Source organism: Aliiroseovarius marinus, assembly GCF_050881025.1.
Classification (GTDB): Bacteria; Pseudomonadota; Alphaproteobacteria; order Rhodobacterales; family Rhodobacteraceae; genus Aliiroseovarius; species Aliiroseovarius marinus_A.
The window spans coordinates 488,791-511,186 of record NZ_JBNNXQ010000001.1 but is presented as its reverse complement, the minus strand read 5'-3'; the positions used below and the strand labels follow the sequence as shown (position 1 = coordinate 511,186).

Annotated in this window: 20 protein-coding genes and 1 tRNA gene; 7 read left to right on the top strand and 14 right to left on the bottom strand. The window is 59.7% G+C overall.

The window, feature by feature from the left end:
- Nucleotides 1-26: 26 nt before the first annotated feature.
- Nucleotides 27-860 carry an SDR family oxidoreductase gene (locus ACRY08_RS02410; RefSeq protein WP_432448246.1) on the top strand — a complete coding sequence of 278 codons (834 nt, stop codon included), beginning with the start codon at nucleotides 27-29 and terminating at the stop codon, nucleotides 858-860.
- On the opposite strand, the gene dxs is transcribed toward ACRY08_RS02410, so the two are convergent.
- The 4 genes from dxs to ACRY08_RS02390 are packed head-to-tail and all read right to left on the bottom strand — an operon-like array spanning nucleotide 857 to nucleotide 4,839.
- On the bottom strand, nucleotides 857-2,785 hold the full coding sequence (gene dxs / locus ACRY08_RS02405; protein WP_432448245.1) for a 1-deoxy-D-xylulose-5-phosphate synthase: 1,929 nt from the start codon (nucleotides 2,783-2,785) through the stop codon (nucleotides 857-859). The genes ACRY08_RS02410 and dxs overlap by 4 nt on opposite strands.
- Before the next feature lie 24 nt (nucleotides 2,786-2,809).
- Nucleotides 2,810-3,664, bottom strand: a complete 855-nt coding sequence (locus ACRY08_RS02400) for a polyprenyl synthetase family protein (RefSeq protein WP_432448244.1) — start codon at nucleotides 3,662-3,664, stop codon at nucleotides 2,810-2,812.
- Nucleotides 3,665-3,907, bottom strand: coding sequence for an exodeoxyribonuclease VII small subunit (locus ACRY08_RS02395; RefSeq protein WP_432448243.1), 243 nt, complete (start codon nucleotides 3,905-3,907; stop codon nucleotides 3,665-3,667).
- The gene (locus ACRY08_RS02390) at nucleotides 3,904-4,839 is read right to left on the bottom strand and encodes a histone deacetylase family protein (RefSeq protein WP_432448242.1); all 936 of its coding nucleotides are present in this window, start codon (nucleotides 4,837-4,839) and stop codon (nucleotides 3,904-3,906) included. The genes ACRY08_RS02395 and ACRY08_RS02390 overlap by 4 nt, the downstream gene beginning before the upstream one ends.
- Before the next feature lie 46 nt (nucleotides 4,840-4,885).
- Here ACRY08_RS02390 and ACRY08_RS02385 point away from each other — a divergent pair, with 46 nt between their 5' ends.
- Nucleotides 4,886-5,440 carry a hypothetical protein gene (locus ACRY08_RS02385; RefSeq protein ID WP_432448241.1) on the top strand — a complete coding sequence of 185 codons (555 nt, stop codon included), beginning with the start codon at nucleotides 4,886-4,888 and terminating at the stop codon, nucleotides 5,438-5,440.
- Between the two features lie 39 nt (nucleotides 5,441-5,479).
- Here ACRY08_RS02385 and ACRY08_RS02380 read toward each other — a convergent pair whose 3' ends face one another.
- Nucleotides 5,480-6,181 carry a response regulator gene (locus ACRY08_RS02380; protein ID WP_432448240.1) on the bottom strand — a complete coding sequence of 234 codons (702 nt, stop codon included), beginning with the start codon at nucleotides 6,179-6,181 and terminating at the stop codon, nucleotides 5,480-5,482.
- Nucleotides 6,174-6,680 (bottom strand): MarR family winged helix-turn-helix transcriptional regulator, encoded by a 507-nt coding sequence (locus ACRY08_RS02375; RefSeq protein ID WP_432448836.1) that lies wholly within the window; start codon nucleotides 6,678-6,680, stop codon nucleotides 6,174-6,176. The genes ACRY08_RS02380 and ACRY08_RS02375 overlap by 8 nt, the downstream gene beginning before the upstream one ends.
- Nucleotides 6,681-6,867: 187 nt before the next feature.
- On the opposite strand from ACRY08_RS02375, the gene ACRY08_RS02370 reads away from it, so the two are divergent.
- The 3 genes from ACRY08_RS02370 to ACRY08_RS02360 all read left to right on the top strand — a co-directional run bounded on the left by ACRY08_RS02370 (nucleotide 6,868) and on the right by ACRY08_RS02360 (nucleotide 8,657).
- Entirely contained in the window at nucleotides 6,868-7,734 is an 867-nt protein-coding gene (locus ACRY08_RS02370) for a branched-chain amino acid aminotransferase (RefSeq protein WP_432448239.1), read from the top strand.
- A gap of 67 nt (nucleotides 7,735-7,801) precedes the next feature.
- Nucleotides 7,802-8,230, top strand: coding sequence for a hypothetical protein (locus tag ACRY08_RS02365; RefSeq protein WP_432448238.1), 429 nt, complete (start codon nucleotides 7,802-7,804; stop codon nucleotides 8,228-8,230).
- Nucleotides 8,231-8,246: 16 nt separating this feature from the next.
- Entirely contained in the window at nucleotides 8,247-8,657 is a 411-nt protein-coding gene (locus ACRY08_RS02360; RefSeq protein ID WP_432448237.1) for a hypothetical protein, read from the top strand.
- Here the strand turns inward: ACRY08_RS02360 and queG are convergent.
- The 5 genes from queG to ACRY08_RS02335 all read right to left on the bottom strand — a co-directional run bounded on the left by queG (nucleotide 8,647) and on the right by ACRY08_RS02335 (nucleotide 17,337).
- Entirely contained in the window at nucleotides 8,647-9,693 is a 1,047-nt protein-coding gene (gene queG, locus ACRY08_RS02355) for a tRNA epoxyqueuosine(34) reductase QueG (protein ID WP_432448835.1), read from the bottom strand. The two genes, ACRY08_RS02360 and queG, sit on opposite strands and share 11 nt — an antisense overlap.
- A 35-nt stretch (nucleotides 9,694-9,728) precedes the next feature.
- Complete coding sequence (gene fzlA, locus ACRY08_RS02350) at nucleotides 9,729-10,394, bottom strand: FtsZ-binding protein FzlA (protein ID WP_432448236.1); 666 nt, start codon at nucleotides 10,392-10,394, stop codon at nucleotides 9,729-9,731.
- 63 nt (nucleotides 10,395-10,457) lie between these two features.
- Complete coding sequence (gene mtgA / locus ACRY08_RS02345; RefSeq protein WP_432448235.1) at nucleotides 10,458-11,198, bottom strand: monofunctional biosynthetic peptidoglycan transglycosylase; 741 nt, start codon at nucleotides 11,196-11,198, stop codon at nucleotides 10,458-10,460.
- Nucleotides 11,199-11,293: 95 nt separating this feature from the next.
- Nucleotides 11,294-15,844 (bottom strand): glutamate synthase large subunit, encoded by a 4,551-nt coding sequence (gltB, locus tag ACRY08_RS02340; protein ID WP_432448234.1) that lies wholly within the window; start codon nucleotides 15,842-15,844, stop codon nucleotides 11,294-11,296.
- 59 nt (nucleotides 15,845-15,903) lie between these two features.
- A complete protein-coding gene (locus ACRY08_RS02335) occupies nucleotides 15,904-17,337 on the bottom strand; it encodes an NAD(P)-dependent oxidoreductase (protein ID WP_432448233.1) in 1,434 nt (477 codons plus the stop codon).
- 240 nt (nucleotides 17,338-17,577) lie between these two features.
- Between ACRY08_RS02335 and ACRY08_RS02330 the strand changes: the two genes are divergently transcribed.
- On the top strand, nucleotides 17,578-18,381 hold the full coding sequence (locus ACRY08_RS02330; RefSeq protein ID WP_432448232.1) for an undecaprenyl-diphosphate phosphatase: 804 nt from the start codon (nucleotides 17,578-17,580) through the stop codon (nucleotides 18,379-18,381).
- Nucleotides 18,382-18,446: 65 nt separating this feature from the next.
- Here ACRY08_RS02330 and ACRY08_RS02325 read toward each other — a convergent pair whose 3' ends face one another.
- Nucleotides 18,447-19,433 (bottom strand): complex I NDUFA9 subunit family protein, encoded by a 987-nt coding sequence (locus tag ACRY08_RS02325; protein ID WP_432448231.1) that lies wholly within the window; start codon nucleotides 19,431-19,433, stop codon nucleotides 18,447-18,449.
- 264 nt (nucleotides 19,434-19,697) lie between these two features.
- Between ACRY08_RS02325 and ACRY08_RS02320 the strand changes: the two genes are divergently transcribed.
- Nucleotides 19,698-19,784, top strand: a tRNA-Leu gene (locus ACRY08_RS02320).
- A gap of 95 nt (nucleotides 19,785-19,879) precedes the next feature.
- Here the strand turns inward: ACRY08_RS02320 and ACRY08_RS02315 are convergent.
- Nucleotides 19,880-21,442, bottom strand: coding sequence for a hypothetical protein (locus ACRY08_RS02315; protein ID WP_432448230.1), 1,563 nt, complete (start codon nucleotides 21,440-21,442; stop codon nucleotides 19,880-19,882).
- A gap of 4 nt (nucleotides 21,443-21,446) precedes the next feature.
- The gene (locus tag ACRY08_RS02310) at nucleotides 21,447-22,370 is read right to left on the bottom strand and encodes a threonine ammonia-lyase (protein WP_432448229.1); all 924 of its coding nucleotides are present in this window, start codon (nucleotides 22,368-22,370) and stop codon (nucleotides 21,447-21,449) included.
- Between the last annotated feature and the right edge of the window lie 26 nt (nucleotides 22,371-22,396).

The window sequence follows — 22,396 nt, the reverse complement described above, 5'->3', positions numbered from 1 at the left end:
CCAGCCTGTGTGGCGATACTGCGCGCATGGACAAGACGCTTTTCATATTCGGCTACGGCTATTCCGCGCGCGCTTTTGCAACCGCGCTGCCAGACGATTTCACCATCATCGGCACCTCGCGGGAGGCTGGCCCGAACGTGATCAAATGGCCGGGCACGGATATCTCCGAGCCTCTGTCACGCGCCACTCACTTGCTTATTTCTGCCGGACCGGATGCGGACGGAGATCCCGTTTTGCGCCGGGTTAGAGACGAGATCGCGTCAATTGCACCGCAACTGGACTGGGCGGGCTATTTGTCCACCACTGGGGTTTATGGGGATCATCAAGGCGGTTGGGTGGATGAAACCACACCGCTGACGCCCTCGACCAAACGCGGGCAAATGCGGGTCGAAGCCGAGGCCGCCTGGCAAGCCCTTGCCGCGGAAACCGGCCTGCCGCTGCATATTTTCCGGCTTGCGGGCATCTATGGTCCGGGACGTGGGCCGTTTGCCAAGGTGCGCAAGGGTACGGCGCGGCGGATCATCAAGAAAGATCAGGTGTTTTCGCGCATTCATGTCGAGGATATTGCGCAGGTGCTTTTGGCCTCTGTTGCGCAACCAAATCCGGGGCGCATCTATAACCTCTGTGACGACAACGCTGCCCCGCCCGAGGATGTGCTGGCTTATGCTGCTGAACTTCTGGGGCTGCCCGCGCCGCTCTCCGAAGATTTCGAGACGGCAGACATGACCCCCATGGCGCGCAGCTTCTACGCGGAATCAAAGCGCGTGCGCAATGACCGAATTAAGGAAGAACTGGGCGTGAAACTGCGTTACCCGACCTATCAGGACGGGCTGAAAGCCCTGCTGAAAGCTGAAGGTTAGGCCCGTTTTTCGCCGATTTGGGCAATGCCCAGAACATCCAGCACCTTGGCTTCGATATCCTTGGCGGAGAGCTGCGCATCTTCATACATGCGCGCGGGCGATGCATGGTCGATGAAGGTGTCGGGCAGCACCATGGACCGGAATTTCAGTCCGGTATCAAACACACCCTCCTCAGCCAGCAGCTGGGCGACATGGCTGCCGAAACCGCCGATGGCGCCTTCTTCGATGGTGATCAGCGCTTCGTGGTTTTCAGCCAAAGACAGGATCATTTCGCGGTCCAAGGGCTTGGCGAAACGGGCGTCTGCCACGGTTGGGCTGATGCCTCGCGCGGTCAAGGATTCAGCGGCGGCTTCGACCTCGGACAGGCGTGTGCCGAATGACAGGATCGCCACCCGCGCGCCTTCTCGGATCATGCGGCCTTTGCCAATCTCCAGCACCTGACCCGTTTCGGGCAGCTCAACACCCACGCCTTCTCCGCGCGGATAGCGGAAGGCCGAGGGACGGTCGTCAATGGAATGAGCCGTGGCGATCATATGCATCAGCTCCGCCTCGTCAGCAGCAGCCATCACCACCATATCGGGCAGGTTTGCCATGAAGGTGATATCAAAGGACCCGGCATGGGTTGCGCCATCGGCACCAACCAGCCCGGCGCGGTCAATGGCAAAGCGCACGGGCAGGCGTTGCACCGCCACGTCATGCACAACCTGATCATAGCCGCGCTGCAGGAAGGTCGAATACATCGCGCAGAAGGGTTTTAGACCACCCGCTGCCAGACCCGCTGCGAAGGTCACGCCGTGCTGTTCGGCAATGCCCACATCAAAGCAACGCGACGGATAGCGTTCGGCCATCAGGTTCAACCCGGTCCCGTCCGGCATGGCGGCGGTCACGGCGCAGACCTTGTCGTCTTCAGCGGCCAGCCGCGCCAGCTCCTTGCCGAAGACCGAGGTATAGCTGGGCGCGTTTGACGGTGCTTTGTGTTGTTTGCCGCTGGCCACATCGAACTTGGCAGTGGCATGGCCACGGTCGCGGGCTGCTTCGGCGGGCGCATAGCCTTTGCCCTTTTTGGTGATCACATGGATCAGCATCGGGCCGGTGGCGCGATCATGCACAGTGCGCAGGACGGACAAAAGGCTGTCCATATCGTGACCATCAATGGGCCCGACGTAAGAAAAGCCCAGCTCTTCAAAAAGCGTGCCGCCGACAGTCATCGACTTGACCATTTCCTTGGCCCGACGCGCGCCTTCCTGAAAGGGTTCGGGCAACAGGCTGACCGCGCCCTTGGCAGCGGCTTTCAGTTCCTGAAACGGCTCTTCGGCATAAAGGCGGCTGAGATAGCTGGACAGCGCGCCCACTGGTGGCGCGATGGACATGTCATTGTCGTTCAGAATCACAAACAAGCGGCGGTTCAGGTGACCTGCATTGTTCATGGCTTCGAACGCCATGCCGGCGGACATGGACCCGTCACCGATCACCGCCACCGCGTCACCGATCCCGTGTTCAGGCGCGCCGCCAAGGTCGCGCGCGACCGAGAACCCCAGTGCTGCGGAAATCGAGGTCGAGCTGTGCCCCGCGCCAAACGGATCAAATGGGCTTTCTGACCGTTTGGTGAAGCCCGATAGCCCGCCTTCGCAGCGCAGGGTGCGGATGCGGTCACGGCGTCCGGTCAGGATCTTGTGCGGATAGCATTGGTGGCCCACATCCCAGACGATCCGGTCCTTGGGCGCGTCAAAGACGGCGTGCAGGGCAACGGTAAGCTCAACAACGCCAAGCCCCGCGCCCAGATGCCCGCCGGTTTCTGACACGGCGGAAATGGTCTCGGCCCGCACCTCATGCGCCAGCTGTTCAAGTTCGTGGTCCGACAGGGTTTTCATGTCGGCAGGAACCTTCACGCGGTCCAGAATGGGAGTGTCAGGTGTATTGGCCATGTATGTCTCGGTTGGCTTTCGGGGCTACCTGTCTCGCTGGATAACGAAGCGCGCGGCCTCTCGCAAGGTATCTGCGTCCGCGCCATAGGGCGAAAGCGCGTCACAGGCCTGATCCACAAGCTCTTTTGCGCGGGTTTTCGCCTGATCTAGCCCCAGCAGGGACACGAAGGTCGCTTTGCCGGCATCTGCATCCTTGCCCACGGCTTTGCCCACGGCAGAGGCATCGCCTTCGACATCCAGAATGTCGTCTGCGATCTGAAACGCCAGACCCAATGCGGTTGCGTAGTCTTTAAGCGGCCCGGAATCTGCCCCGGCAAGAACGGCGCCCGCTTCGCCTGACCATCGGATCAAGGCACCGGTTTTTCCGGCCTGAAGCTCTGTGATCTGTTCCAATGTGAGCGGGGTCTCGGCGGTCTCGGCCGCAATATCCAGCGCCTGACCATGCACCATCCCCAGCTGCCCGGCATCACGCGCCAAAGAGGCGACCAAGGCCACACGTGCGTCGCCGACATCTTCATGTGTCAGAAGCTCAAATGCCAGTGTTTGCAGCGCGTCGCCGACCAGAACGGCGGTGGCCTCGTCCCATTTCTTGTGCACGGTTGGCAACCCGCGCCGCAGGTCGTCATCATCCATGCAAGGCATGTCATCATGCACAAGGGAATAGGCGTGGATGGCTTCGATGGCGGCGGCAGGCCAAAGCGCGCGGGTGTCACACATGCCGTGAAGTCGCGCCCCTTCAAGCACAAGGAAAGCGCGCAGACCTTTGCCGCCGGATGTGGCATAGCGCATGGGCGCAGACAGGGCGCCAGCCGGGTCAATGGCTGCGTGCAGATGGCTGCGCGCGGCGCGGGCGGCGTCTTCTAGCCGCGTCTTGAACATTTACTGGCCTTCGACAGGCGAGGTTCCGGTCGGCGTGCCGCTTTTGTCCAGCGTGATCGCGGCCACTTTTTCTTCGGCCTCTTTCAGCTTGGTTTCGCAGCGCGCTTTCAGTTCGGCCCCGCGTTCATAAAGCTTGATGGAATCCTCAAGCGCCACGTCGCCGCGTTCCAGCTGGCCAACCACGGTTTCAAGTTCCCGCATTGCGTCCTCGAAGGACATCTCGCTCACTGGTTTGTCGCTCATGCGCCCCGCTCCATCATCACGCCAATATATGCCCCGACGCTGTCGCCAAGAGCTTGCAGATCATAGCCGCCCTCAAGCGATGATACCACCCGCCCGTCGCAGCATTTATCCGCCAGATCGCAGATGCGATGCGCCAGCCATGCGAAATCCTCGGTCTCCCAGTTCAGATTGGCCAAAGGATCGCGCGTATGGGCGTCAAAGCCAGCGGACACCAGCACAAGCTGCGGCGCGTAGGGTTCCAATTCTTCCGAAAGAACCTTTTCCCAGGCCTCCCTCATAACCTCTCCACCGGTGGCTTCTTCAAGAGGGATATTGATCACCTGACCAAATGCCCCTTTTTGGTGAATGCCGCCCGATCCGGGATAAAGCGGCATCTGGTGGGACGAGACAAAGCGCACCCGGCTTTCATGCCACAGCACATCCTGCGTGCCGTTGCCATGATGCACGTCGAAATCCAGAACCGCGATGCGTTCCAGACCATGGGCGTTTGCTGCATGAATGGCGGCAATCGCCACGGTCGAGAACAGGCAAAACCCCATCGGGTTGGCTTTTTCGGCGTGGTGGCCCGGGGGGCGACAGGCCACAAACGCGTTCTGGGCCTGTCCGCTCATCACCTGATCGATGGCATCAATATTGCCGCCAATGGCGCGCAAGGCGGCCTCGAACGAACCGGGCGCCATGAAGGTGTCACCATCCAGCTGTGCCAACCCTTCGACGGGTTGCGCATTCTCGATCCGTTCGAAATAGGCGCGGGAATGGCCAAGCCGCACGTCGTCAAGCGAGCCAATCGGCGGGTCGCGACGGATCAGGTCCTGAAACGCAGTGCCTGATAGAGTGGCGTTGATCGCCTCAAGGCGCGCCACCTGTTCCGGGTGTCCGGGCGGGGTGATGTGGTCATGGCAAACGGCGTGGGTATAGAGCAAAGTTGTCATGTCGCGACGCTAGGACAATAGTGAGGCGACAACAAGAGAGGTTCCAATGCGCTACATCCTGCCGCTTGTCTTTGTCGCCAGCCCGGTTTGGGCGCAGGGGTTTACCACTGAGCTTGTCGGGGACTTCACCGGGGATGGCATCCCGGATCTTGCCAGGCTGATCGAAGCCGGTGACACCGGTGAAGCGGATCTTTTGATCCGGCTGAATGGCGACCCCAAAGATATGTGGGTAGAGCGCGCCGTTTGGATCGGGGGTGTTGGGCAGCAACCCAGCCTGAACCTGACCCCCGGTGGGTCGCTTCAGGTGATATCAGAAAACATAGCCATAGGTCGCAATCGGTGGGAGCAGGTGATCACACTGGCATGGCGCAAGGATCAGCTGATGATCGCAGGATACACCTATCGCTGGTATGACACGCTTGACCTTGAAAACAGCGGGATATGTGACCTGAATTTTCTGTCCGGCAATGGAGAGATCGCTACCGGCGGAAATGGCGGTGTCGACGAACAGCGGGCATGGATCAAGTTGCGAACCGAAAGTCGGCCCTACTTCGTTTGGCTTTATGACATGCCCGAAGAATGCGCTGCCCTGTTTCACTAGGCCACCGGCCGAGCATCTTTTCCCTTGGAAAGCCTCGCCTCAGTCCGGCGCCAACATATAGCCCGCCCCACGCACCGTTTGCAGGTATCGCGGTTGTTTCGGGTCTATTTCAAGCTTGCGACGCAGCCGGGTGATCTGCACATCTACCGCGCGTTCCTGTGCCTGCCCCTGATCCCGGCCCAGCTGTTCAACCAATGACGTCCGGCTGACGGCTTCGCCCGGTGTGGCCGAAAATATCTTCATCAACTGCGCTTCGGTGGCGGTCAGGCGGACAAGCTCTTCGCCTTGCCATAGCTCTCCGCGTTCCGTGTCATAGCGTTTGTCGCCCAAGGTCAGGTCCTTTGGCGCCACGGTGTCTGCGGGCGTTGGGACGCGCCGCAGGATCGCGTTGATGCGTAGCAGCAGCTCTTTGGGCTCAAACGGTTTGGCCAGATAATCATCTGCCCCGGCTTCCAGCCCACGAATGCGGTCTTCGGTATCGCCCTTGGCTGTCAAGAGAAGAATGGGTGTGGACAGCGTTTCGCGCAGGCCGCGCGTCAGGCTGATCCCGTCTTCGCCGGGCATCATCACATCCATCACGATCAGGTCGAAATCCAGCCCGTCCAACAGGCGTCGGGCGTGGGCCGCGTCACGGGCGGAGGAAACCCAGAAACCGTTGCGCACCAGAAATTTCTGCAGCAACCCACGGATGCGTTCGTCATCATCAATGATGAGAAGATGAGCCTCTGCCAGATCAGCCATGTTGCTCGTCCTTCAGCCGATTGAAATGCCGCCGCAGCTGTGGGTCCATCATGGCCTCCAACACGGCGCGAAACCCTTGCACAGCCTCAGGCCCTGCTTCGCGGTAAGCTTGGCGCATGCGTTCGCGCTGGGCAACAGACAGGGCCTGTTCCAGCGCCACACCTGCGTCCGTCAGGATCAGGTTGCGTTCCCGTTTGTCACGCTTGCCGACCTGGCTTTCCACCAAGCCATCTTCGATCAGAGTGCGCAGGACGCGGTTCAGTGACTGCTTGGTGACGCCAAGGATCGACAGAAGGTTGTTGACCGTGGTGCCCGGCGTGCGGCTGATGAAATGCAGCGCCCGGTGATGCGCGCGCCCATAGCCGTGTTCATCAAGAATACGATCAGGGTCGGCGGTGAAGCCGCGATAGGCAAAGAACATTGCCTCGATCCCTTTTCTCAGCTGCTCGTCTGTCAGAAACAGCAGAGACTGCCCCCCGGGCGTGTGTACATCCGCCATCGGACCCTCATCACATTTCATGTTACAGGTTCCAGTTTTATGTCAGTGTTGTTGACTTTCCAAGAATCAATTGATAGCGAATTGCGGATTTCGCGAAATATTATGTCCGATGCGGACCAATTTCGCGCAACTTTTGGAAAAAGCCTTGGGCAATGAGCTGGGGCGCAGAACTGGAAAGGACGGGAATATGAGCGGATATGATGATCGCGACGGCAAGATCTGGATGGACGGCCAACTGGTCGAATGGCGTGATGCGAACGTCCACATTCTGAGCCACGCTTTGCACTACGCTTCGTCGGTGTTCGAGGGTGAACGTCTTTACGACGGCAAGATTTTCCTCAGCCGCAAGCATTCGGCACGCCTGCTGAAATCGGGCGAGATGATGGATATGCCCATCCCCTATAGCGTTGATGAGATCGAGGCCGCAAAGCAAGCCGTTGTAGAGGCCAACGGCCTGACCAACGCCTACGTGCGCGTTGTGGCTTGGCGTGGGGCCGGCGAGGATATGGGTGTCAGTTCGGCGAAAAACCCGGTGCGCATGGCTGTGGCTGCTTGGGCTTGGGGCGACTATTATGGCGACGCCAAGATGAAGGGTGCGAAGCTGGATATTGCCAAGTGGAAACGCCCCTCGCCGGAAACAATTCCCACCGCAGCCAAGGCCGCAGGTCTTTACATGATCTGCACCATGTCCAAACACGCGGCTGAAGCAAAGGGCTGTTCGGATGCTTTGTTCATGGACTATCGCGGCTATGTGGCCGAAGCGACCGGCGCGAACGTCTTTTTCGTGAAGGACGGCGAGGTGCACACGCCTATCCCCGATGCGATTTTGAACGGGCTGACCCGCCAGACCGTAATCGGCATGCTGAAAGAGAAAGGCATCAACGTGATCGAACGTCACATCATGCCCGAAGAGCTGGCCGATTTCGAACAGTGCTGGCTGACCGGCTCCGCTGCCGAAGTGACCCCGGTGGGCCAGATTGGTGACTACACGTTTGAAGTGGGTGCTCTGACCCGCGATATCGCGGAAAGCTACGAAAAACTCGTGCGCAGCTAAACGGCGCCACTTAACTGAAATTGAACACCCGGCCTTTATCCTGTCCGCAGGAAAGGCCGGGTTTTTTATGCGCACCAGCACCAAATATCTGATTGGCATCTTCTTTGTGATCACCATCCCCACTGTGCTTGCCTTGGGCTGGGCATGGTACAGCCAAGACCCCACAGTACGCCCTTTGGGCATCACGAAAGAAGCTTTGGACCAGCATAGCGGCGAGGCCAAGGGCATCCAGATCGTGACCCGCATCACATGGAATCCGGATCGCCAATCCGCACCGAAGGCACTGGCGCGCGCCATTCAAAAGGGGTTCGCGGCAAAGGGCGTTGAAACAACGATAGAGATGGTTGCGAAACCGGGTGGCCCTGCCAGTGTGACTTATGACATCGGGGCGTCTCATATCGGCCCTGTTGCCCATTCCGAAGCCGCGCAGGGCATTCGCGCTGCGGTCGAAGCCTACCGCATGAATGTGCCCTTCAATTCAGACCCCGACAACTGATGCAGGAGAATGGTGAATGACGGCCAATTTTGTCTATGCCCTGTCAGCAAGTGCTCTGCTTGGGGCACCCACCCTTGGGGCGCTCGGCTATCACGCCATGACCGGTGATCCTTCAGCGCGCCCTTTGTCGCAAACTGTCGAAAAATTGCGCACCTATACAGGTGGATATCGCGAGGGCATTCAGGTGACTTTGTTGGTCGGCACGAATGCAAAATTGCGAGAGACCGCCGATGATATGGCCCGATCCCTGCACCGGGCGTTTCGTGCCAAGGGTGTTGATGCCCATGTGACGATCAAACCGGTGGCCAATTCTACGCGTGTAAGGGTGGCGTTTCAGGCGGGGGCGTCCAAGTTCAAGCCCGTCTCATATGCCGCGGCTCCGCGCAGCATTCGCAGCGTTGTCGAGGCGTATCGCATCAGTCGCTGATCTGCGACAGCTGCTCTGCGGCCCATTTTGCCGCGTCGGCAACCACTGGGTTTTCATCGGCCAAATGCGCTGCCGCATGCGGCGCAAGCGTCTGATCACCCGAATTGCCAATCGCATAAAGTACGTTTCGAAGGAACCGATCCCGCCCAATGCGTTTGATCGGGCTGCCCGCGAAATGCGCACGAAACCCTGCGTCGTCCAGCAATGACAATTCTGCCAGTTTCGGAACCAAAAGCTCGTCCCGTGCGGCATATCTGATTTCCGAGGCCGCGACCGCAAACTTGTTCCACGGACAGGCGGCAAGGCAATCGTCGCAGCCATAGATGTGATTGCCCAAACGGCCGCGCAACGCTTCATCTACCGGGCCTTTGTGCTCAATCGTCAGATAGGAAATGCAGCGTCGGGCATCCAACTGGAACGGGGCAGGGAAGGCATCTGTCGGGCAGGCCTCAAGACAGGCTGTGCAATTGCCACAGTTTTCACGGCCCGGCGTGTCCACGGGCAGTTCCAGCGTGGTGAAAATTGCGCCAAGGAAAAACCAGTTCCCCAAGTCGCGTGACAACAGGTTCGTGTGCTTGCCCTGCCAGCCCAGCCCCGCCGCCGCGGCCAGCGGTTTTTCCATCACCGGTGCCGTGTCGACAAACACTTTGATCTCTCCGCCAAAGCGTTCAATCATCCAGCGGCCAACGCGCTTCAAGCGCTTTTTCACGATGTCATGATAGTCGCGGTTTTGCGCGTAAACGCTGATGGCGGCGCGGTCGGGCTGACCCAAAACGGCCATCGGGTCGTGATCTGGCGTATAGGGTTCTGCCAGCATGATGACAGAACGCGCTTCGGGCCAAAGCGCAGAGGGGTCACCGCGCCACCCCATGCGTTCGCCCATCCACGCCATATCCCCATGTCGCGCTTCGGCCACGAACTGGTTCAGGCGCTCGGCAATCTCAGGCACAGCATCCGGGCGGCACACGCCGGTGGCTGCAAACCCTTCGTCACGTGCGCGTTCGTCAATCTCTGATTTGGCTGTGACCGGGTCTATGGAATTTGATGATCCCGCTTTCTTCCCGGTCGAGGTCAAAAGTCCAGGTCCGCGTAATGTGCGGGCTGCGGAAATCCGGGAATCTGGTCGGCAAGAATGGACCGGAAGGCAGGGCGCGATTTGATCTTCGCATACCATTCGCGCACGTTTTCATTCCGGTTCCAATCCACGTCACTGATATAGTCCAGCGACGACAAATGCGCGGCGGCGGCGAAATCCGCGAGCGTCATCATATTGCCTGCCAGCCAACGCCGCTGATCCAGCAACCAACCCATATAGTCGAGGTGGTATTTCACCGCTTTCGCGCCGGCTTTGATCTTCGAGCTTTCCGGGTAGCCTGCGCCCATGACCTTCTTGTTCACCCGCTCATACAGCAGGTTTGATGTGACCTCGTTGTGGAACTTGTCGTCAAACCAAGCCACCAGTCGGCGAACCTCGTAGCGGCCATCTGCGTCTTCGGGCAGCAAAGAGGGCATTGGATACGCCTCTTCCAGATATTCGCAAATCGGGGCGCTTTCCGTCATCAGTTTGCCGTCAATTTTCAGGATCGGCACTTTGCCTGCCGGATTGCGGCGCAGAAATTCCGCGCTGCGTTCCCAATACCGCTCCTCGACCAACTCGACTTCGATCTTCTTTTCAGCCAGCGACAGGCGGACCTTGCGGCAGAAGGGGGACAGGGGGGCGTGATAAAGGCGGTTCATTGTGCAGTCAGGGTCACTTTGGGAAAAATCTCTCTCTTCTATTGCCCCGATTGCACGCCGGGATCAATCCTCGAAGCAAGCCGATCGCCCGTCCGCGCGGATCGTGGCCGCCCCATCCAGAATGGATTGCGCGCGTTTTCGCACAAATGCAGAGGGGCGCGAGGCGGATCGTTCCTTCGGATTTGGCAAAAGCGCGGCCAGCCGGGCAGCCTGCACGGCGGAAAGCGCCTCTGGTCCAATACCGAAATAGTGACGCGACGCGGCTTCAATGCCGAACACACCTTCGTCGAACTCCGCCACGTTCAGGTAAACCTCGACGATCCGGCGCTTGGACCAAACCAGTTCCACCGCGGGCGTGATCATGGCTTCCAGCGCTTTGCGGGGCCATGACCGGCCATGCCAGAGATAAACGTTTTTGACCACCTGCTGGGTCAGGGTCGAAGCGCCCCGACCGCCGCCGTCTTCGATCGCCGCCCGGATCGCGCGCATGTCAAATCCCCAATGCGCGCAGAAATTTGCGTCTTCAGCCGCAACGATGGACCGCGCCATGATCGGTGCGACCTCGTCCAGATCGACCCACGCCCTGTCAACTTCGCCCAGGCGCATTTTTTCGGACAGGATGTAGGGTGTGGTTGGCGGGTTGATCACCGCGTAGCCCGCGATGCCCAGAACGAAGATGGCAGCCAGCAGCAGCACAGCGCGACGCAACCAGCGCCGCATCCAGCCTAGCGGCGGGCCGATCAACCGCGACAGCAGCCCCGGTTTGCGCGTCTTGCGAGAGGATTTCTTTTTTGCTCGTGCCACGGTTCTTTCTGACCACGCGCCGGGGTTTCAGGTCAAGACCGCACAAAAGAAATCGCCCGCACGGTGGCGGGCGATTCAAAGCGTTTTGGGTTGGCTTACTCTGCCGGGATCGCGTCAGCCTCGCGTGAAAGCGGTGCGGGCAGTTTGTCCAGCATCTCTTTCGGACAGACCTGCAGGAAGTTGCCTTTCTCAAGCTCCCAATGGCGCAGGATCTCGGTTGCCTTCTGGCTACCGGTCTCGGCCACGTGGCGTTCGATCAGGCCTTTCAGCTGGGCTTCCCAATGGTCGACCGTGACCGGGCAGGTCACAAGGCTTTCCATATTCATGTGGTCCTGCGCCTCGCCGTCGGGGTCGTACAGATAGGCCATGCCGCCCGTCATACCCGCGCCGAAGTTGGACCCAATCGAGCCAAGGATCACCGCGACACCGCCGGTTGTGTATTCACAGCCGTTCGAGCCACAGCCCTCGATCACCACGCTGGCGCCCGAGTTGCGCACGGCGAAACGTTCGCCTGCACGCCCTGCAGCAAAGAGGTAACCATCGGTTGCCCCGTAAAGCACCGTGTTGCCGATGATCGTGTTGTCAGCCGCGACCAGTGGGCTGACCAGCGGCGGGCGCACCACCACGGTGCCGCCCGACAGCCCCTTGCCGACATAGTCGTTGGCGTCACCTGACACTTCGATCTTCAGGCCGGGTGCTGCGAAAGCTCCCAGCGACTGACCGGCCGAGCCTTGAAGCTTCACTGTCAGGTGATCAGGCTGCAACGAGTTGCGCATGCCGAAGCGTTTCACGATATGCGAGGAAATCCGCGTACCCACTGTGCGGTGCGTGTTCTGCACCGTGTAGGACAGCTGCATCTTCTCGCCATCTTCCAAGAAACGCTGCGCGTCGCGCACGATCTCGGCGTCCAGCGTGTCAGGCACCGCGTTGCGGTCACGATCACGGTTGTATTCGATCTTGTCAGCGCCATCGACCACCAGAAGAAGCGGGTTCAGGTCAAGATCGTCCAGATGCGCCGAGCCACGAGACACCTGGCTCAGAAGGTCCGCGCGACCCATCACCTCGTCCAGCGAACGCGCGCCGATCGAGGCGAGGATTTCGCGCACTTCCTGTGCGTAGAAGGTGATCAGGTTGACCACTTTATCCGCTGATCCGGTGTACTTTGCACGCAGGTCTTCATCCTGCGTGCAGACGCCCACCGGGCAGGTGTTCGACTGGCACTGGCGCACCATGATACAGCCCATCGCGATCAGGGCTGCGGTGCCGATGCCGTATTCCTCGGCGCCCATCATCGCGGCCATGACAATGTCACGCCCCGTGCGCAGGCCGCCATCTGTGCGCAGCGTCACGCGGTCGCGCAGGTTGTTCATCGCAAGCACCTGATGCGCCTCGGTCAGACCCATTTCCCACGGCAGACCGGCGAATTTGATCGACGTCGCAGGCGATGCCCCGGTGCCACCATTGTGGCCCGAGATCAGGATCACGTCGGCTTTCGCCTTCGCCACACCAGCCGCAATCGTGCCCACGCCCGAGGCAGCAACCAGTTTCACCGTCACTTTACAGCGCGGGTTGATCTGCTTGAGGTCATAGATCAGCTGCGCCAGATCCTCGATGGAATAGATATCGTGGTGCGGCGGCGGCGAGATCAGCGTGACCCCCTTGGTCGAGTGGCGCAGACGGGCAATCAGGTCGGTGACCTTCATGCCGGGCAGCTGACCACCTTCGCCGGGTTTCGCACCCTGGGCGACCTTGATTTCCAGTTCTTCACACTGGTTCAGGTATTCGGCGGTCACACCGAAACGGCCTGACGCCACCTGCTTGATCTTGGCCGACGGGTTGTCGCCATTGGGTTCGGGGTGGAAATGTGCGGGATCTTCACCGCCCTCACCCGAATCCGATTTGGCGCCGATCCGGTTCATTGCAACGTTCAGCGTCTTATGCGCCTCAGGCGACAGGGCGCCCAGCGACATGCCCGGCGTCACGAAACGCTTGCGGATCGCGTTGATGCTCTCCACTTCCTCGACAGGAACGGGCTTGCCCAACGGCTTGATGTCCAGAAGGTCACGAAGATGGATCGGCGGGTTCGACCGCATCTTGGCCGAATACTGCTTCCACATCTCGAACGAGGCGCGGTCACAAGCCGATTGCAAAAGGTGCATCGAGGTGGCTTCCCATGCGTGTGTCTCGCCCGAGCGACGCGACTTGTAGAAGCCGCCAACGGGCAACACTTTGTTGCCGCCTTCCATGCCGGGCCCAAAGCCAGACGCGTGCACCGCTTCCAACTTTTTCTGGATGCCGTTCAAACCGATGCCCGAGATACGCGAGGTCATGCCGGGGAAATACTCGGCCACCATGGCGCGCGACAGGCCCACGGCTTCGAAGTTCAACCCGCCGCGATAGGACGAGATGACCGAGATGCCCATCTTTGCCATGATCTTCAAAAGACCCTGGTTGATGGCTTCACGATAGCGGCGCACCGCCTCGGTCAACGAGCAATCCAGCAGCCCGCGTTCGATCCGATCCGCCAGCGAATCCTCGGCCAGATAGGCGTTTACCGTGGTCGCGCCACAGCCCACCAGCACCGCGAAATAATGCGGGTCAAGGCATTCTGCCGACCGCACATTCAGCGACGTGAAGGTGCGCAGGCCCTTTTTGACCAGCCAGCTATGCACGGCAGAGGTGGCCAGAATCATCGGCATGGCGATGCGATCCTCGCCCTGTGCCTGATCTGTCAGAACAAGGTGGCCAGCCCCCGAACGCACGGCCTCTTCGGCCTTGGCGCGGATGTCTTCCAGCGCGATGCGCAACGCGCCGTCGCTGCCATCTGACGAGAAGGTGCAGTCGATCTCGACCATGGGCACGTTGAAGCCTTCGGTCATCTTCACGAACTGCTCGTTGCCGACAAAGGGGCTGTCCAGCACAAGAATTTCTGTCTGTGCGCCGCTTTCGTCCAGCACGTTCTTCAGGTTGCCAAACCGCGTCTTCAGCGACATGACGCGAAATTCGCGCAAGCTGTCGATCGGCGGGTTGGTCACCTGGCTGAAGTTCTGACGGAAGAAGTGGGACAGCGGGCGATATTTGTTGGACAAAACCGCCGAGGGCGTGTCGTCGCCCATCGAGGCCAGCGCCTCTTTGCCATCCTCGGCCATGGGCGCAAGGATCTGTTCCAGCTCTTCCAGCGTGAAGCCGGCCGCCACCTGACGGCGACGCAACTCGTCGCCTTGATAAAGCGGCTTCTCTTCCAGCTGTGACAGGCTTTCTTCAAGATCGCTGATCTTGCCAACCCAGTCACCAAAGGGCTGGGCTGCGGCCAGTTTATCTTTGATTTCAGTGTCGTGGTACAGCTTGCCTTCCTTGGTATCCACGGCCAGAAGCTGCCCGGGTCCAAGCGCGCCTTTTTCAACCACAGTCGCTTCATCCGTGGGCACCATGCCTGCTTCGGACCCTGCGATGACCAGCCCGTCGCCGGTGACCACATAGCGCATCGGGCGCAATCCGTTGCGGTCCAGACCGGCGCAGACCCAGCGACCATCCGTCATGGCAAGGGCGGCGGGGCCGTCCCACGGTTCCATGACCGAGTTGCAATAGGAATACATGTCCTTCCATGCCTGGGGCAGGTCGATGGCTTGCTTGGACCAGCTTTCGGGCACCAGCATGGTTTTCGCCATCGGGGCCGAGCGGCCCGCGCGCACCATCACTTCGAACACGGCATCCAGCGCGGCCGAATCCGACGACCCGCCGGGGACAATGGGTTTGATGTCTTCGGCAAGTTCGCCAAAAAAGGACGAGGCCATGCGGATCTCGTGCGATTTCATCCAGTTCAGGTTGCCCTTCAGCGTGTTGATTTCGCCATTATGGGCCAGCATGCGGAAGGGCTGCGCCAGCCACCACTGCGGGAAGGTGTTGGTCGAATAGCGCTGGTGATAGATCGCAAATTTAGACTTGAACCGTTCGTCCATCAGATCGGGGTAGAAAACCGCAACCTGTTCCGCCAGCATCATGCCTTTGTAGATGATCGAGCGGCAGCTGAGCGATGCAATATAAAGCCCGTTGATCTGTGCGCTCGCGGCGGCTTTCTCGATCCGGCGACGGATCACGTAAAGCTCGCGTTCAAAGGTTTCTTCGTCGACACCTTTGGCGTTTGAAATCAAAATCTGTTCGATCTCGGGTCGGGTGGCGTTGGCTTTGTCGCCCAGACAGTCGATGTCCACCGGCACGTGGCGCCAGCCATAGATGTAGTAGCCCATGCGCAGAACTTCGGATTCAACGATCGTCCGGCACGCTTCCTGTGCTCCGAAATCTGTGCGTGGCAGGAAAACCTGACCCACGGCGATCAGCTGATCTTCGCGCGGCTCGTGACCCGTGCGACGGATTTGGTCATAGAAGAAGGGCACGGGGATATCCACGTGGATACCCGCACCGTCACCCGTCTTACCGTCTGCGTCGACTGCGCCGCGGTGCCAGATGGCTTTCAGGGCATCAATGCCCGCTTCGACCACTTTGCGTGACGGTTTTCCGTCTGCTGCGACCACCAGCCCAACACCGCAAGAGCTGTGTTCGTCGCCTTCGCGATAAAGGCTATGTTCGTTCATGAAGGCGCGCTTGGCTTCTTCGCGGCGGACCCAGTTTTCATCATATTTCGTCATGTCGGTTCTCCTTGCGGATGGGCGCGGGCCGTGATGCCCGGCGTGCCCGGAAATGGGGTTTATTCAGCGGCGACAGCGGCGGTCGCGTTCAGGCTGTCCAGAATGTTGGCGCCTGCCTCGCGCCCGTCGCGAATGGCCCAGACCACCAGCGATGCACCGCGCACGATGTCGCCTACGGCCCAGACACCATCGAGGTCGGTCTGGTGGGTGCCAAAAGCGGCTTTCACAGTGCCCCAACGTGTGACCGGCAGGTCTTTTTCGCCCCAAAGGGTCGGCAGGTCCTCAGGTTCAAATCCAAGCGCCTTGATGACCAGATCGGCATCTTCGGTATAGTCCGAACCTTCGATCACTTCCGGGCTGCGACGTCCCGAAGCATCCGGTGCGCCAAGGCGCATCTTTTGCACGATCACACCATTGACCGGATCGCCCGAGAACCCTTTCGGGGCCGACAGCCAAACGAACTCCACGCCCTCTTCTTCGGCGTTTTGTGTTTCACGCTGCGAACCGGGCATATTGGCGCGGTCGCGGCGATAGAGACATTTTACCGATTTGGCGCCCTGACGGATCGCTGTGCGCACACAGTCCATCGCGGTGTCACCGCCGCCGATGACGACGATGTTTTTGCCTTCGGCGTTCAATTCGCCGCTGTCAAACTCAGGCACGCTGTCGCCAAAGCTCAGCTTGTTCGAGCAGGTCAGGTAGTCCAGTGCGGGCACAATGCCTTTTGCCCCTGCACCCGGCCCTGTCAGGTCACGCCCCTTGTAGACGCCCGTGGCCAGCAGCACCGCGTCATGCTGAGCGCGGATGTCCTGGAAGGTGATGTCTTCACCGACATTGCAGTTCAGCACAAACTGAACGCCCGCATCTTCCAGCAGTTTCACGCGGCGCATGACCACGTCTTTTTCCAGTTTGAAGCCGGGGATGCCATAGGTCAAAAGCCCGCCCGCGCGGTCATGGCGGTCATAGACAGTGACTTTGACGCCAGCGCGCACCAGCACGTCCGCGGCGGCCAGACCACCGGGGCCTGCGCCGATGATGGCAACCTTCTCGGACCGATCCGCAACCGGGGTGATGTCTTCGACCCAGCCATTTTCCCAGGCTGTGTCGGTGATGTATTTTTCGACCGCGCCGATGGTGACGGTGCCGTGGCCGGATTGTTCGATCACGCAATTGCCTTCACACAGGCGGTCCTGCGGGCAGATGCGGCCGCAGATTTCCGGGAAGGTATTGGTCGATTGGCTCAGCGCATAGGCTTCCTTCAGGCGGCCGGTTGCCGTCATCCGTAGCCAGTCGGGGATGTTGTTGTGCAGCGGGCAATGGGATTGGCAATAGGGCACGCCACACTGACTACAGCGGCTGGCCTGCTCGGCAGCTTTCTGAGCGGCGAATTCAGCGTAGATCTCGTTGAAATCTTCTTTGCGGGTCTCGGCGGTGCGCTTTTGGGGCATATCCCGGTCGACCGACACGAATTTCAACATTGGCTGTTTTGCCATCCTGGCTCTCCCTCGGCTGGCCCGTCATGGGCAGACTTTTGGCTTGGAGTGTGACTTCTATAGAGACTCTATGTGAATGAAAAGTCAATAATACTGACCTAAATGCGAAATAATTGTCGGAATGTGTGATTTTGACGCGGTGAGTGCTGCAATAATAGTCAGCGGTACTGACATATTATCCCCCTGTCCCTTCGGGGGTCGCTTCTGTAGCTTGCCGTCAACATCAATCGGGGGCTGTTCATGTCGCTTGCTCATCTGTTTCTGGTCGCCATTATTCAGGGCCTGACCGAGTTCCTGCCGGTCTCGTCTTCCGGCCATCTGGCGCTGTTGCCGCATGTGACGGGCTTGCCGGATCAAGGGCAGGCGATCGACGTGGCGGTGCATTTGGGCACGTTGGGGGCGGTTGTCTTGTTCTTCTGGCAAGACGTGCGTCTGGCCCTTGCAGGCTTGCCGCGTCTTATGCGCGGGCAGGTGGATACGCCGGGGGCAAAACTGGCTTTCTTGCTGATTGTCGCTACGATTCCGGCGGTTTTGTTCGGGTTGGTGCTGAAGCTGACAGGTTTGGATGACGCGATGCGCTCGGTTGCGGTCATCGCGTGGACCATGATCATCTTCGGGCTTGTGCTTTATTGGGTTGACCAAAAGGGCGCTGAAGTGAAGCAGGCCACAGATTGGTCTATGCGGGATGCGGTGATTATGGGGCTGTGGCAGGCGCTGGCGCTGATCCCCGGCACCTCGCGGTCTGGCGCAGCTATTTCGGGCGCGCGTGCGTTGGGCTACGCGCGGGCAGATGGTGCCAAGCTGGCCATGCTGATGTCAATTCCGACCATCATTGCATCCGCGACACTTCTGGGGGTCGAGGTGGTCGCCACCGCCAATGCGCAAGTGGCGCGGGATGGCGCGATTGCAGCGGTGTTTTCCTTCTTCGCCGCCCTTCTAGCGCTGAGCCTGATGATGCGCCTTCTGCGGTCGGTCAGTTTCACACCTTATGTGATTTATCGCGTGGCGCTGGGGGTGATCCTGTTGGGAATCGTTTACCTCTGAAACGACGCCTCAGAAACGGCAAAGGGCGCGACATGTCGCGCCCCTGTCCAAATTCGTTCAAAATATCAGGTGTCGCTGCGCAGATTCTTGGCCGAGGCCTGAATGGCAGCATATTGTCCATGGTTGCGGAAGCGCCAGAGATAGTCAGGCAAAATCGCGGCCATGGCGCGCGGCGTGATGTTCAGATCCTCGAAGGTCTTTGCGCCTTCGCTGACCACATTGTCATGGGCGAGGTTGCGCACCTGATCACGGGTCAGAGGGGCCTTCACCAGGCCGCGTGTCATCCACTGCACAAGATCAAAAATGCCAGCCTGAAGTCGCGCGATGCCGAAAGGCAGGTTTACCACCAAGCGACGACGCTCTGTCACGTTCAGCATCCGGTCAATCAGCGCGCGCAGGGTTTCAACATCGGGACCGCCAAGCTCGTAGACGCCCGGCTCAACCTGTCCCAGAACAGCGGCTTCAGCGGCCTTTGCCACATCGTCCACATGCACGGGCTGGAATTTGGTATTGCCGCCGGTGATTGGCAGGATCGGACCAAAACGGGTCATTTCGGCGAACCGGTTGAAGAACTGGTCTTCTGATCCGAAAATCACCGACGGGCGCAGGATCACAGCACCGGCAAAAGCGGCCTGAACGCCTGCTTCGCCAGCGGCCTTGGTGCGCGCATATTCGCTGTCGCTCTGGGCATCCGCGCCAATGGCTGAAAGCTGAACCAGCTGGCTCACGCCCTCTTCAGTCGCCAGACGGGCCACACGTTCAGCGCCCTCGTGATGGACAGCATCAAAACCGTTTTTGCCAATCTCGCTAAGCACACCGACGCAATTGACCACAGCATCCGCACCTTGCAGGGCGGCGCGGACAGAATTGTCGTCACGAATGTTGCACAGGATCGGTTCGACTTGTCCGACGGCGCCATAGGGTTTGACGAACAGCGCTTCATTCGGGCGGCGAACTGCCACGCGTACACGCCATCCCTGCTTGGCCATCCGGCGCGCGATATAGCGCCCGACAAAGCCTGAACCGCCATAGATGGTGACCAGTTTTGACATGCGAGCTCTCCTTGAAACCGCTGGAAATTCCTTGGCCACTGAATAGCCCTGATAGAGGAGCAGAGCAAGGCGCAAACAGTAATCAAAGGTGTTTGAAGAGGTTCTGGAAGCGATTTGTCAGGGATGCGGACCGGATCAGCAAGACCGGTTGCCGGGATTCGCAATTCTCTGCCGGAAAAAGAAAATCGAAACCTGTCAGAAAAGCTTAGAAATGTTATTGACACTCCCGGCGGGTCACTTTACATCCCCGCCTCACCAACCCGTGCCCAGATGGCGGAATTGGTAGACGCGCTAGCTTCAGGTGCTAGTGTCCGTATGGACGTGGAGGTTCGAGTCCTCTTCTGGGCACCAATTCCCCCGATGACATTCCGGTGAAAGAGCGTACAGCTACCGCTGCGTTGGGCATGGTTGCGTGATGCCCTGTTCAGGCGGTTCGGATGCGCAGGTCACTGGGTGTCCAGTGACCGTTCCATCGGCCAGCGGCGTTCGCGGATGGCATTGTCGTCGGCGCGGACATATTCGATCTCGCAGAATTCCGGCACAGTCTGCTGAAGCAGCATGTCGTTCACATACAGCATGGCGCGCAGATCAGGTGGTGGGGTGGCCAGGGCTGCGATAATGCGCCGGTCGTTGCCGGGCGCCAAATAGAAGTTGCGCTGATAGCTGTTGAACGACAGGCCGAGGCTGTAGGGGCGATACTGTTCGACGCCCAGCATATCTACCGACCGCCGGTGCAGCTCTTTCGGCAATCCCTTGATCCACGCGTTGTAAAGCGGATTGAACTTGTCAAAATCGACAATCCCGCTTTTCGCCGGACGCAGCTGCATCAGCCGGATGGCCGTTTCTGCGGGCAAGGCGTCGGTGCGATGGAATTTGAAAAATTTGAGACCGATAAACCGCCAAAGCACGGCTTTCGAGATATCCGTCACATGGCCGCGCAGCACCAGATGATCTTCGGGCACGGCCTCGGCGGCGGCAAGCTCTCGTTTTTGTTGCGGATCAAGCTCAAGGTCGCCCTCATCAACCAGATATCCCGCACGGATCAGCATGCGACGCCGCAGATCGGGCAGGGGAAGGTCTGGGCGGAACTTCCCAAAGTTTCCAATCACGCGAAAGGTGGTATGGGGCGCGCCAATTTTGTCGCAAAGCGTCTTGCCAATCTCGGCGTCCCGTTCGGTGTTGAAATTGGTGACATGGGTGAAGAACAGCTTGATGTCCTTCAGGCATGTCTTGGAATGGGCAAGCAAAAGCCGACTGTCCTGTCCGGCGGTGACCGGAAGGGCGACAGGGAAATGGCGGGCCAGTGCGCTGATTACCTGAATGTGCCGGTCCGAAGCGATCTTGACCACCTCTTCGGCACGTTCGGGACTGGCGCAGCGCAGATCCTGCGCCTCGGAAGGCCAGTGCCGTTCTGAGGTGAATGTCTTCAGATCAAGCCGATGGTTTGGCAAAAGCTGACGCACCCGCCGGTCAAGCGTATAGCCAAAAGAGAACCGCGCGCCGCGAGGGTAGGCGGCCTCTTCCCACATTGGGTAGTCGCTGGGTTCGACCGGGCCGGGCACGGCCAATGTGGCGACCGAGGCGATGACGCCCCGTTTGGGATCACATGCCGCGGACAACATGCCCGTTGGGTCAAGATACAGGTATTTGCTGCGGGAATTGCTGATCGCGAAGATATATCGTCCAGCGCTCATCGACAGGTAGTCCGCCGTCTCGGCCAGATTGTTTTTGTGGTCGCGCAGAATGTCCATCAGGCGTTCGGATGTCAGCACATGCCCGTCCGGGTCCACCGCAACCCCAAGGACCATCACCTCGGTCGCTTTGGACTTTGCCATCTGAACGTTCAGCTTTGCGCCGGTATAAAGATGCAGGCCCGCGAAGTCGTGACGTTGAAACTCGTCGCTTTCATCGATCGGGTCAGGGGTCAGGATGAACTGATGTGAAAAGACCGGCCCGGCAGCGCGTGCCAGTTTGTATTCATCCCGTTCGAAAGCCAAAGGGGTCCACATGGCTCTAATCCTTGCCTCTGTCGGGCGGGCTTGAAGGGCCGGCCATCAGTTCTGCATGTAGTGTGGGGTCGATGTTGCCACCTGTCACCACACAAAGCGTGCTTGCGCCCTGCGCGCGATGTTTCAGTGCGGCAGCAACCCCGGCCGAGGCGCCAAGTTCGGCCATGATGCCAAAGCTGTCATAGAGCCAGCGGCAGGCGGCCAGCATCTCTTCATAGGTCACCTGAGCCAGATCGAGTGTTGGGCAGCTTGCGATGATCTGGCGGTTCAGCTTGCCCAAGGTGCGGATCGCGATCCCTTCGGTTGACGGGGCGGCCGGGTGGTCGGTCTGAATGTCGTCGCCCTGCTGTTCCAATGCGATTTGCCTGATCCGTTCAAACGGGGCGTATTCAGCGGCCAGAACCCGCGCGCCATTCCGAGCCGCGTAGTGGATCGCGGCGGACACGCAGCCGCCGCCGCCGACCGGGACAGCGATGCGGTCAAACCGGGTGCCAGCCTGCGCTTCGGCTTCGTCATAAAGCCCGCCATTCCCGGCGATGATTTCGGGGTGGTCATAGCTGGGCAGCAGGGTGTCCGGGCCAGCTTCGGCATGGGCGATGGCCGCGCTTAGCGCATCTTCATAGCTTCCGGGCACCATGCGGCAGATGCCGCCCGCTTGTTGGATCTTGGACAGTTTGGCTTCGGGCGTGTTTTCGGGCAGATAGATCGTTGCCTTTGCGCCGTTCATCTTGGCGGCATTGCTGACCCCGATGGCGTGATTGCCGCTGGAGGCGGTCACAACGGCGCGAATTTCGGGGTGCTTTTCAAAAAAGCGATCCGGGCCGCGGAACTTGAACGACCCACCGATCTGCGCGGTTTCATCTTTCACGAAAACGCGGCCATCTTCGGTGTGCAGGTCACGCAGGGGCGTCTGCAAGGCGTTGGTCATTGGTGCAACTCGTCTGTGGGCCTCAA

What these genes read in the sequence shown, in the direction of transcription:
- ACRY08_RS02365 (WP_432448238.1), top strand. Translation starts at nt 7,802, where the DNA reads ATGCGCACCAGCACCAAATATCTGATTGGCATCTTCTTTGTGATCACC.
- ACRY08_RS02315 (WP_432448230.1), bottom strand. Translation starts at nt 21,442, where the DNA reads ATGTGGACCCCTTTGGCTTTCGAACGGGATGAATACAAACTGGCACGC.
- gltB (WP_432448234.1), bottom strand. Translation starts at nt 15,844, where the DNA reads ATGACGAAATATGATGAAAACTGGGTCCGCCGCGAAGAAGCCAAGCGC.
- ACRY08_RS02380 (WP_432448240.1), bottom strand. Translation starts at nt 6,181, where the DNA reads ATGGCTGATCTGGCAGAGGCTCATCTTCTCATCATTGATGATGACGAA.
- ACRY08_RS02310 (WP_432448229.1), bottom strand. Translation starts at nt 22,370, where the DNA reads ATGACCAACGCCTTGCAGACGCCCCTGCGTGACCTGCACACCGAAGAT.
- ACRY08_RS02375 (WP_432448836.1), bottom strand. Translation starts at nt 6,680, where the DNA reads ATGGCGGATGTACACACGCCCGGGGGGCAGTCTCTGCTGTTTCTGACA.
- ACRY08_RS02325 (WP_432448231.1), bottom strand. Translation starts at nt 19,433, where the DNA reads ATGTCAAAACTGGTCACCATCTATGGCGGTTCAGGCTTTGTCGGGCGC.
- ACRY08_RS02360 (WP_432448237.1), top strand. Translation starts at nt 8,247, where the DNA reads ATGACGGCCAATTTTGTCTATGCCCTGTCAGCAAGTGCTCTGCTTGGG.
- ACRY08_RS02385 (WP_432448241.1), top strand. Translation starts at nt 4,886, where the DNA reads ATGCGCTACATCCTGCCGCTTGTCTTTGTCGCCAGCCCGGTTTGGGCG.
- ACRY08_RS02330 (WP_432448232.1), top strand. Translation starts at nt 17,578, where the DNA reads ATGTCGCTTGCTCATCTGTTTCTGGTCGCCATTATTCAGGGCCTGACC.
- ACRY08_RS02400 (WP_432448244.1), bottom strand. Translation starts at nt 3,664, where the DNA reads ATGTTCAAGACGCGGCTAGAAGACGCCGCCCGCGCCGCGCGCAGCCAT.
- ACRY08_RS02335 (WP_432448233.1), bottom strand. Translation starts at nt 17,337, where the DNA reads ATGGCAAAACAGCCAATGTTGAAATTCGTGTCGGTCGACCGGGATATG.
- ACRY08_RS02390 (WP_432448242.1), bottom strand. Translation starts at nt 4,839, where the DNA reads ATGACAACTTTGCTCTATACCCACGCCGTTTGCCATGACCACATCACC.
- ACRY08_RS02410 (WP_432448246.1), top strand. Translation starts at nt 27, where the DNA reads ATGGACAAGACGCTTTTCATATTCGGCTACGGCTATTCCGCGCGCGCT.
- fzlA (WP_432448236.1), bottom strand. Translation starts at nt 10,394, where the DNA reads ATGAACCGCCTTTATCACGCCCCCCTGTCCCCCTTCTGCCGCAAGGTC.
- ACRY08_RS02395 (WP_432448243.1), bottom strand. Translation starts at nt 3,907, where the DNA reads ATGAGCGACAAACCAGTGAGCGAGATGTCCTTCGAGGACGCAATGCGG.
- ACRY08_RS02370 (WP_432448239.1), top strand. Translation starts at nt 6,868, where the DNA reads ATGAGCGGATATGATGATCGCGACGGCAAGATCTGGATGGACGGCCAA.
- dxs (WP_432448245.1), bottom strand. Translation starts at nt 2,785, where the DNA reads ATGGCCAATACACCTGACACTCCCATTCTGGACCGCGTGAAGGTTCCT.